This is a genomic window from Desulfothermus sp. (genome assembly GCF_053993635.1).
Genome location: NZ_JBMYBT010000064.1, coordinates 20,806 through 31,210 on the forward strand (window position 1 = coordinate 20,806; position 10,405 = coordinate 31,210).

At 35.4% G+C, this 10,405-nt stretch carries 9 protein-coding genes and 1 pseudogene; 5 read left to right on the top strand and 5 right to left on the bottom strand.

Annotated features, from left to right (window positions below; genetic code table 11):
* Positions 1–41 precede the first annotated feature (41 nt).
* A complete protein-coding gene (rimO, locus tag ACY2V1_RS04690) occupies positions 42–1,334 on the bottom strand; it encodes a 30S ribosomal protein S12 methylthiotransferase RimO (protein WP_461833641.1) in 1,293 nt (430 codons plus the stop codon).
* Between the two features lie 112 nt (positions 1,335–1,446).
* On the opposite strand from rimO, the gene rdgB reads away from it, so the two are divergent.
* From rdgB to ACY2V1_RS04715, 5 genes are read left to right on the top strand one after another with little or no spacing between them, the layout of a single operon-like run.
* On the top strand, positions 1,447–2,067 hold the full coding sequence (gene rdgB / locus ACY2V1_RS04695; protein WP_461833642.1) for an RdgB/HAM1 family non-canonical purine NTP pyrophosphatase: 621 nt from the start codon (positions 1,447–1,449) through the stop codon (positions 2,065–2,067).
* Positions 2,068–2,089: 22 nt separating this feature from the next.
* Entirely contained in the window at positions 2,090–3,913 is a 1,824-nt protein-coding gene (glmS, locus tag ACY2V1_RS04700) for a glutamine--fructose-6-phosphate transaminase (isomerizing) (protein ID WP_461833643.1), read from the top strand.
* 4 nt (positions 3,914–3,917) lie between these two features.
* Positions 3,918–5,591, top strand: a complete 1,674-nt coding sequence (locus tag ACY2V1_RS04705) for an N-acetylmuramoyl-L-alanine amidase (protein WP_461833644.1) — start codon at positions 3,918–3,920, stop codon at positions 5,589–5,591.
* 11 nt (positions 5,592–5,602) lie between these two features.
* Positions 5,603–6,982, top strand: a complete 1,380-nt coding sequence (locus ACY2V1_RS04710; protein WP_461833645.1) for an NAD(P)/FAD-dependent oxidoreductase — start codon at positions 5,603–5,605, stop codon at positions 6,980–6,982.
* A gap of 15 nt (positions 6,983–6,997) precedes the next feature.
* Positions 6,998–7,273 (top strand): acylphosphatase, encoded by a 276-nt coding sequence (locus ACY2V1_RS04715; protein ID WP_461833646.1) that lies wholly within the window; start codon positions 6,998–7,000, stop codon positions 7,271–7,273.
* 111 nt (positions 7,274–7,384) lie between these two features.
* On the opposite strand, the pseudogene rfbA reads toward ACY2V1_RS04715, so the two are convergent.
* From rfbA to rfbC, 4 genes and pseudogenes are all read right to left on the bottom strand, one after another.
* Positions 7,385–8,260: pseudogene (rfbA, locus tag ACY2V1_RS04720) on the bottom strand (glucose-1-phosphate thymidylyltransferase RfbA).
* Between the two features lie 51 nt (positions 8,261–8,311).
* The gene (rfbB, locus tag ACY2V1_RS04725; protein WP_461833647.1) at positions 8,312–9,391 is read right to left on the bottom strand and encodes a dTDP-glucose 4,6-dehydratase; all 1,080 of its coding nucleotides are present in this window, start codon (positions 9,389–9,391) and stop codon (positions 8,312–8,314) included.
* Positions 9,392–9,438: 47 nt separating this feature from the next.
* Positions 9,439–9,795 carry a GSKIP domain-containing protein gene (locus ACY2V1_RS04730; RefSeq protein ID WP_461833648.1) on the bottom strand — a complete coding sequence of 119 codons (357 nt, stop codon included), beginning with the start codon at positions 9,793–9,795 and terminating at the stop codon, positions 9,439–9,441.
* Positions 9,796–9,812: 17 nt separating this feature from the next.
* Positions 9,813–10,373, bottom strand: a complete 561-nt coding sequence (gene rfbC / locus ACY2V1_RS04735) for a dTDP-4-dehydrorhamnose 3,5-epimerase (RefSeq protein ID WP_461833650.1) — start codon at positions 10,371–10,373, stop codon at positions 9,813–9,815.
* Between the last annotated feature and the right edge of the window lie 32 nt (positions 10,374–10,405).

A 10,405-nucleotide genomic window follows, 5' to 3' on the forward strand; every position in this document is an offset into this window, starting at 1 on the left:
GTTATCAGTAAATTCTTCTAATTGAAGTTAATATGCTTGGATTAGATAATTCCAGAGAGGTCATAATCGTATGTTTCCTGGATAACAACATCCACCATATCTCCAGGTTGCAGCCCTTCCCCTGACACATAAGTCAACCCATCGATTTCAGGAGCAAAAAACCAGGGTCTACCTTCATATAAAGTAGGCCACTCATCACTCTTTTTGTCTATTAAAATTTTTACCTTTTTGCCCTTAAATGTCTTTAGAAAATCTCTACTTACACTTTTTTGTTCTTCCATTATTATTTGTTTTCTTTGTTCTTTGATTTCTTCTGGCACCTGATCAGGATATTTTGATGAAACAGTCCCCTCTTCATTTGAATAGGAAAATACCCCTACATGGGTAAATCTAGCATTTTTGACAAAATTAACTAATTGCTCAAAGTCTCTGTCCTTTTCCCCAGGAAAGCCCACGATAAAACTGGTTCTAATAGCTGCATCAGGAAAAAATTCTCTTATTAAATCTATAATCTCTTCTGCTGAAACCTGAAAAGGTCTGCCCATTTTCTTTAAAATTTTGGGGCAGACATGTTGCAAGGGGACATCAAAATAGGGTATAAAGGGAGGGGTTATATCTTTTAAGAATTTAAGAAAATCTCTTGTTATCCCTTTGGGATATAAATATAGAAGCCTAAGCCAACTTAGACCTTGGAACTTGGATAGTCTACTCAGTATATTAAAAAGCTTTTTCCTATCTCCTAAGTCCATTCCATAAGATGTTACGTCTTGAGCAACCAGAACTATCTCTTTTCGACCAGTTGAGAGTATATATCTTGCTTCATTTATTATACTGTTTTCTGAAAATGATTTAAGCCCTCCCCTGATGCTTGGAATTGTACAAAAACTACACCTGTGATTACACCCTTCAGCTATTTTTAGATATGCATAGGAAGGGGGAGTGGAGAGAAATCTCTTATAACTGTTTTGTTTCTTTAAAAAACCCTTTGCTATGATGTCTCTTAATTTATGTTGTTTTTCTATTTCCAAAAATAGATCTACCTCTGGAATTTCCTTAGTAAGTTCCTCATAATATCTATTTACAAGACATCCTGTTACAATAAGTTTGGGCTTATTATCTAAAGTTTTTATCTCTTCAATTGTTTCAATAATTGTATCAATTGCCTCTTCAACAGCGTCTTTTATAAAAGAACATGTATTAATAAGCACTATATCTGCCATCTTTAATTCAGATATGGGAGCACAAATATCCCCTATTGAACCCAATATTTTTTCTGTATCCACCAGATTTTTAGGGCACCCTAAACTTATTGTATATACCTTTAACTTAGACATAAATGACTTGACTTTATCTTGGGTTTTCTTGAGATTAAGGGTAGATAAAGCATGTGGTTTGGGATTTAGTTATTGTTTGTTTCAGTGTCAATCTAATTTTTGGGAGAGATTTATGGACCTTATTTTAGCAACAAGAAATAAAGGTAAGATTAGGGAGATTGAAAATATAATTTTAAAGAAAAATCTGAATATTAACCTACTTAGCCTAAAAGACTTTCCTGAAATTTCCCACATACCAGAGCCAGAGGAAACATTTGAAGGAAATGCCCTGTATAAAGCCAAATTTGTAAGTGAGCGAACTGGATGTGTAACTTTGTCTGACGATTCAGGACTTGAGGTAGATGCATTAGAGGGAAGACCTGGGGTCTATTCTGCTAGATTTGCTGGTGCCGGAGCCACAGATGAGGAAAATAATCAAAAGCTGCTTAAAGCCATGGAGGATATACCATTTAATAGGCGAGGGGCACAATTTAGGTGTGTTATGGTGCTTTATGCAAATACAAAAGACTATGTACTCACTCAAGGGATCTGGCGAGGCAAAATTGCCTTAAAACCTGAAGGAAATCAAGGTTTTGGATATGATCCTATATTTTTTGACGAAAACCTGGGCAAATGTGCAGCTATGCTCTCAATAGATGAGAAAAATAAAGTGAGCCATAGGGCAAAAGCACTTGAAAAAATATCAAAACTAATAAAACCTTTTTTTGATATGTTGTTTAAATCCAATTTATAAATTCAGGTCAAAGGGGAAAGATATGTGTGGAATTATTGGATATATTGGTCACAGGCCTGCAGTGCCTATTTTATTGGAAGGTTTGAAAAGGCTTGAATATCGTGGATATGATTCTGCTGGCATAGCATATATTCAACAAGGGAAATTAAAAGTAATAAAATCAGAGGGGAAGATTTCCATTTTAGAGGAAAAGGTTTTTTCAAATGATCCTTTGCATACAACTATTGGACTGGGACACACAAGGTGGGCAACCCACGGGGTACCCAATGAAAAAAATGCCCATCCACATATGGACTTATCTGGGAATATATGTGTTGTCCACAATGGGATTATAGAAAATTACACCAAGATAAAAGAATCCCTCAAAGCCAAAGGAATAGATTTTAGATCAGATACTGATACTGAGGTGCTAGTCCATCTAATATCAGAAAAATATAGCAGGACACAAGATCCCCTAACATCAATAAGATATTGTTTAAAACAAGTTCAAGGTTCCTATGCAATTGGAGTGATGTTTTCAGATAGACCAAAGGAACTCTGGGCCGCAAAACATTCCAGTCCTCTAATTGTGGGGATAGGTGTTGGAGAAAATTTTATAGGCTCAGATGTCCCTGCTTTTTTGCCCTATACAAAAGATGTTATTTTTTTAGAAGATGGAGAAATTGCCAGACTAACAACTGAACATGTGGATGTCTATTCTCTGGAAACAGGGGAAAAAATAAAAAAACAAATCAAAACTATTCCATGGGATGTTAGTCTTGCACAAAAAGGTGGTTATAAACATTTTATGCTCAAGGAGATAATGGAGCAGCCCAGGGTTATTTTTGATGCCCTTGCAGGAAGGGTAGATTACAAAACAAAAAGGATTTTACTAAACGAGCTTAATGACCTTGGTATTCCAGACAAGATTCACATAGTTGCGTGTGGCACATCATTTCATGCGGGTTTTTGGGGGAAATATCTTTTTGAATCCCTTGCAAAGATCCCCGTTGAGGTGGATATAGCATCTGAATTTAGGTATAGAGATCCACTGATAAGAAAAGATGATTTAGTGGTGGTTATAAGTCAATCTGGAGAAACAGCAGATACCCTGGCAGGACTTAGAATGGCAAAAGAAATGGAATCTAAAGTGGTTGGAATTTGTAATGTAGTGGGATCATCTGTGGCAAGGGAATCAGATAAAGTGTTATATACCCAGGCAGGTCCAGAGATTTCCGTTGCATCAACCAAAGCCATGTGTTCCCAGATGGTGGTTATTTTATTAATGGCCCTATATTTTGCAGAGAAGAAAAATTTGATGGAACCAGACAAATACAATCAACTTATAATGGGACTTAAAGATTTACCGAATATCCTTGAAAAGGAACTCCCAAAGATAAGGGAGAGAGCCAAAGAGCTTTGTGTAAGGTACAGCTTTGCAAGGAGCTTTTTTTATCTAGGAAGAGGCCTGAATTATCCCCTGGCCTTAGAGGGATCTCTAAAGTTGAAAGAAATTTCTTACATTCATGCAGAGGGATATGCTGCTGGGGAGATGAAACATGGCCCTATTGCATTGATAGATCCAGAATTTCCCAGCTTTGTGATCGCCACAAAGAACCATTTATTTGATAAAGTGGTCTCAAATATAAAGGAAATACAGGCCAGGAAAGGGCCTATTATCTGTCTAACCAACCCAGATGTTAAAGTACCAGCAAACCATATCTGGCAAGTCCCTGATTTAGGGGGTATCTTAACGAGCTTTTTAATCTTGCCAGCACTACAGCTCTTTGCCTATGAAACGGCTGTATATCTTGGTAAAGACGTGGATCAACCAAGAAATCTAGCAAAAAGCGTAACCGTGGAATAGAGAGATGATGAAAAAATTGGCTCTTTTAGTTTTCTTAATATTCTTTTGCACTTTTACTCATACATCTTATTCAGCTTCATGTAGGGGTCTTTTTTATAAGGGATATAAGAGTTTTCATTCTCTAAAAAAAGATAAAAAGAAATCCAGATATAGAAACAACTGGCTCAAAGTGAAGGATCTCTTTTATAAGGCATACATATGCAATAAAAAAGGTCCCTTTGCACCAAAATCTCTGTATTATATTGGGAGAACCTATCAAGAACTTGGTAAAAGGTCATATTTAAAAAAGGACTTTTTGAAGGCTATTAAGTATTTTGATCTTTTGGTAAAGAGATATCCTGGTCACTCATGGGGAGACGATGCCAAGCTCTATTCAGCTAAAATAAAGCTAAATCGACTTAAAAATATTGAAGATGCATATATTGATCTCCTTTACATAGTCAATATGTATCCCAAAGGTGATAAAGTAGATGAGGCACAAAAATTATTAAAAAAACTCGATGATAAATATTTAAAAAAAATAAAGGTAAACTTAACTAAGAGGAAAAAATCAAAAAGTAGCTTTGCCAAAAAGGCCAAAGGTATTGCAAAAGTTTTAAATATTAGAAAATGGTCAAATAAAGATTATGCAAGGGTAGTTGTTGATTTAACTGATGAGGTAAAATTAAGAAAGTTTGTTTTAAAAGGAAATCCATATTCCAGGTTAGTAGTTGACCTACAAGGTGCATTTTTGCCCAAAAACCTTTTAAGTATAAAAAAAATAGAGCTAAAGAAAAATTTTTTGTATCAGGTAAGATTTGCCCAATTTAGAAAAAATGTAGTAAGGCTTGTTCTCTATGTGCATCATATAAAAAATTTTAAGGTATTTGCGCTGGAAAATCCATTTAGAGTTGTGGTGGATATTAATGGGAAAAGGAATCTAGGAAATGTAAAATTAGTTAAAGAGGCTGTAAAAAAGTCCCAAAAGGTGTCTGAATCTTTAATTGAACAACTGGGATTAGATATCAGGACAATTATGATAGACCCAGGTCATGGAGGAAAGGACCCTGGAGCCATTTTTGGAAGACTTAAGGAAAAAGACATAAATTTGAGGCTGGCAAAGATCCTGGGCAAGATGTTAAAGCAAAAGGGCTTTAAAGTATTATATACGCGCACAACAGACAAGTTTATCCCCCTTGAAGAGAGGACAGTAATGGCCAACACAATGGGTGCAGATCTCTTTATCTCTATTCATGTAAATGCCCATAGAAACAGGCGTGTTAGAGGTATTGAGGTGTATTATTTAAATATAGCCAGTTCAAAAGACGCAATCAGGGTTGCAGCAAGGGAAAATGCTGTATCCACCAAAAAAATTAGTGATCTTCAATTGATTTTAACAGATCTTATGTTAAACTCAAAAATAAAGGAGTCTTCAATTCTGGCGTCTAAGGTCTTAGATAAGATACTTCAAAATTGTAAGAGATATAGACCTGAAAATAATGGTGTTAGACAGGCGCCCTTTTATGTGCTCATGGGTGCAAGAATGCCTGCTATTTTAATAGAAATTGGATACATTACAAATTCACAAGATAGAAGAAAACTTAGGACATATTCATACTTAAAAAGTATAGCAAATGGCGTTGTTCAAGGGATATTGGCCTATAGAAAAAGCATAAAAAAATATGCTGGACTATATTAAAGGGATGGAAAATGGGCAAAGAATTTGATGTAATAATTGTTGGAGGAGGACCTGCTGGATTATTTGCAGGATATTATATAGCCACTAACTCAAACTTAAAAGTCTTGATTTTAGAAAGAGGAAAAGCTCCTAAAAAAAGAATCTGCCCCATGTCAAAAGATAATAAATGTAGAGGCTGTGAGCCGTGTAATATAATGAGTGGCATTGGTGGTGCGGGACTCTTTAGTGACGGAAAATTAAACTTTATACCAAAATTGGGAAGGACTGATCTAACCCAATTCATGGATATTGAAGATGCTAATTCTCTTATTGAAGAAACAGAGTCTATTTTTTCTAAATTTGGTATGGATGGAGAAGTTTTTCCAACAGATATAAAAAAGGCAAAAAATATCAGAAAAGAGGCCAGAAAAGAAGGAATAGAGCTTCTCATTATAAAACAAAAACACCTTGGAACAGACCGCCTCCCTGAATATATAGATGATATAATGAACTACTTAATTTCAAAGGGGGTCAATATCCTCACAAAGGTAGATGTGCAGGACATAATTATAGAGAATAACAATATTATTGGCGTAGTTACATCTAAAGGACGATTTTTTGCAAGAAATGTTATATTGGCACCTGGGAGGATAGGTTCCGATTGGTTGGTATCTCTGGCAAAAAAATACAATATAGGGATGCTCCAACGAGGCATAGAGGTGGGAGTGAGGGTGGAAGTGTTAAATGATATCATGGACGATATAACTGACGTGATTTATGACCCAACTTTTTTCATCCAGACCAAAAAGTACGACGATCAAACTAGAACCTTCTGTACAAATAAAGGTGGCTATGTTACAATGGAAAACTACAAAAAGTTTGTGTGTGTAAATGGACATGCCTATATGGATAAAAAGTCAGAAAATACCAATTTTGCCTTTTTATCAAAGGTAGTCTTAACTGAGCCTGTTACTGATAATCATAGATATGGGGAATCAATTGGTAATCTGGCAACATTAATTGGAGGGGGAAAACCCATTTTGCAGAGGTTTGGAGATTTAAAAAGGGGGAGGAGGAGTACGTGGAATAGGATAAAAAAAGGATTTATTGTCCCAACCCTAAAAAATGTGACCTGTGGTGACATTGCAATGGCGCTTCCTGAGCGGATTTTGACAAATATAGTAGAAGGGCTGGAAATGTTAAACAGGGTAATTGCCGGGGTAGCAAATGATGAAACCCTGCTTTATGCTCCAGAGATTAAATTTTTTTCCACACAAATAGAGACAAACAACAAGTTGGAAACAAAAATTAAAGGATTATATGTAGCAGGAGATGGGGCAGGTGTTGCAGGGAATATAGTTGCTGCAGCCGCCAGTGGCCTTATCCCTGCAAAAGCAATTGTTGAAAAATAGAAAAAGGAGGGCCTTATGGTCAAAAGCTTACATTGTTTAATCAGCGGCAAGGTGCAAGGAGTTGGTTTCAGGGCATGGACCAAGGGTATTGCGGATCAAATGGGGATCTGCGGCTGGGTAAGGAATTTAAACGATGGCCGTGTGGAGGTTTTGGCCCAGGGAGACAAGGAAAAATTAGAAGAGTTTAAAGGGAAATTGGCCCGTGGACCAGTTGTTAGCAGAGTAGAAGATATTGAGTGTCAATATATTGACTATGACAAGGAGCACAAAAAATTTGAATTAAGACTTTAACTAATATACTTCTTCCTCACGTACATTTGAATAACATTTTAACTGGTTCTTTAATATATCATGTTTCTAAAGGAGGGTATTATATCCATTTAAAAGTTTAACTGGACAGATTCAAATTTCGGCTATCCTCTTTAAATATTTTCCATATCCACTTTTTTGTAGAATTTCAGCTAATTTTATAAGTTGTTCTTTTGAAATCCATTTATTCCTATAGGCAATCTCTTCAATACACCCAATTTTAAGACCGGTCCTATCTTCAATAATCTTCACAAACTTACTTGCTTCCAACAAACTAGCCACTGTTCCAGTATCGAGCCATGCATAACCACGTCCCATTAATTCTACTGACAGATTACCCTTTTTAAGGTACGCCTGGTTTACAGAAGTGATTTCCAACTCCCCTCGCCAGGAAGGCTTTACCTGTTTTGCAATCTTCACAACCTCATTATCGTAAAAATAAAGTCCCACGACAGCATAATTTGATTTTGGCTCTTTTGGCTTTTCTTCAATACCTATAACATTTCCATATCCATCAAATTCCACCACTCCATATCTTTCTGGATCCTTTACATAGTAACCAAAAATAATCCCTCCCCCATCTCTTTCTATCTTTTCTACACTTTTTTTTAAAAGTGTAGTTAAATTGTGGCCATAAAATATATTATCGCCCAAAACCAGACACACGTTATCATCACCAATAAAGTCTTCACCAATGATAAAAGCCTGTGCAAGACCTTCTGGCCTTGGCTGAACCTTGTAAGAAATATTCAAACCATACTTAGATCCATCACCAAACAGTTGCTCAAACCTGGGAGTATCCTTTGGCGTCGAAATAATCAGTATATCCCTTATATTAGCCAACATTAATGTGGACAATGGATAATAAATCATTGGCTTATCATAAATTGGTAAAAGCTATTTACAAATTGGTATAGTTATGGGATATAATCTTGTTCCACTCCCACCTGCTAGGATGATGCCTTTCATTTGATCTTCTCCTCACTCAAATAGACATACGTGTAACGGCTAAAGATTAACTTAATTCCTTTTGACGTAATTTAGTTCCATCCATTTTTTATATTGCCCAGATTTCACATTGTCTATCCACTTTTGATTGTTCAGATACCAATCAACTGTCTTACCAAGGCCAGTCTCAAAGTCCACACTCTGGCTCCAGCCAAGTTCCTTTTTTATTTTATCACAATTTATAGCATATCTTCTGTCGTGCCCAGGACGGTCTTTCACAAAGGTTATAAGCTTTTTATAAAAGTCTTTGGGCTTAGCAGTTTTTTCTGCAACAATTTCACAAAGTTTATTTACAAGATTTATATTACGCCACTCATTTTCCCCACCAATGTTATACTTTTCTCCTGTCCTTCCTCTATTTAAAACTAACCAAATCCCACTGCAGTGATCTTCCACATATAACCAATCCCTTACATTTTTTCCATCACCATAAACAGGAAGGGGCTTTTCTTCCAACATATTTAGGATCATGAGGGGGATAAGCTTTTCTGGAAATTGATAAGGCCCATAATTATTTGAACAATTGGTTATTACAACATTCATTCCATAAGTGTGAAAATATGCCATTACCAGATGGTCGGATGAGGCCTTTGAGGCGGAATATGGACTCCTTGGATCATAAGGAGTATGTTCATAAAAATATCCTATATCCCCCAAAGAACCATATACCTCATCTGTACTAATATGATGAAACCTTGTAACATCATATCTATTACACCAAAACTTTCTCGCAATTTCAAGTAGATTAAAAGTACCTATAATGTTAGTAGTTATAAAATCCTTTGGTCCATAAATAGACCTGTCTACATGTGATTCTGCTGCAAAATGAATAATTGCATCTGGATTATATTTCTCAAAGATTTTTTCTAAGTCATTAAACTCACATATATCCACTTTTTCAAAAAAATATCTCTCTCCACTATATTTCTCATAAATATCTATAAGATTTTCTAAATTTCCTGCATACGTCAATTTGTCAATATTTACAATTTTGCCTTTAAATTTTGTTTTTTTAAAAATATATCTAATAAAGTTCGACCCTATAAATCCAGCTCCCCCAGTAACAAGTAATGTATTATATCCTTTTACCATTTCATTTCCTAAATAAAAAATTTAGAGTTATATCTTCGTGCTAGAAATCAATGAATAAATTTAAACACCACAATCAATATTGTTATTACTGTAAATCCAATACTCATAAATTTAAACATCATATCAAAACGCCTATTTATATCTTCAAAGCGGCTATTTACATCTTCAAATCTTCTATTCACATCTTCAAAGCGTCTATTTACGTCTTCAAAGCCCTGTTTAACTAATTCTATCAAGACTTTTAGATCTGATTTGGTCTCTTCTTGTTCAAGTTCTACTTCTTCTATCTTCTCAATCTTTTCACTTAACAGAATGCTTATTCTCTTTATAGCTTGTTTGTCTGATCCAAATATCGCTGCACTTAACTCACTCTCTATTAATTCTGCTAATGGTATCCTTTCCATCTCTTACTCCACATAAATTATACTTCAATCTCTTTTAAAAAAGGTAATTTTTCATCTTTAGCAGAAAGTATGGGCATCTTTATGCCAAATTCTTTAAAAGGCCAATTAATTCCAATGGTTGGATCGTTCCACCTAATACCTACATCATGATCAGGACTATACTCAGCACCTGATACCTTATAAATTATCTCAGCTGTATCTGACAAGGTCAAAAATCCATGGGCAAATCCCTTTGGTATCCATAGCATTTTTTTATTCTCAGAACTCAAAATTGTTGCATACCACTTGCCAAATGTAGGGCTATTCTCTCTGATATCCACTGCTACATCAAAGATAGTCCCTTTTATACATCTTACTAACTTTCCTTGTTCACAAGGTGATTTTTGAAAGTGCAATCCCCTTAACACACCTTTTATGGATTTTGAATGGTTGTCTTGGACAAAATCTTCATCTATTCCTGCCTTTACAAACTCTGAGTTTTTGTATGTCTCCATAAAAAAGCCACGTTCATCTCCAAATACCTTTGGAATAACAAGAATAAGTCCATCTATTTCACATTTTTTAAATTTAAATGGCATTGTATTCCTCCCACCACCTGTCAATACCAGAC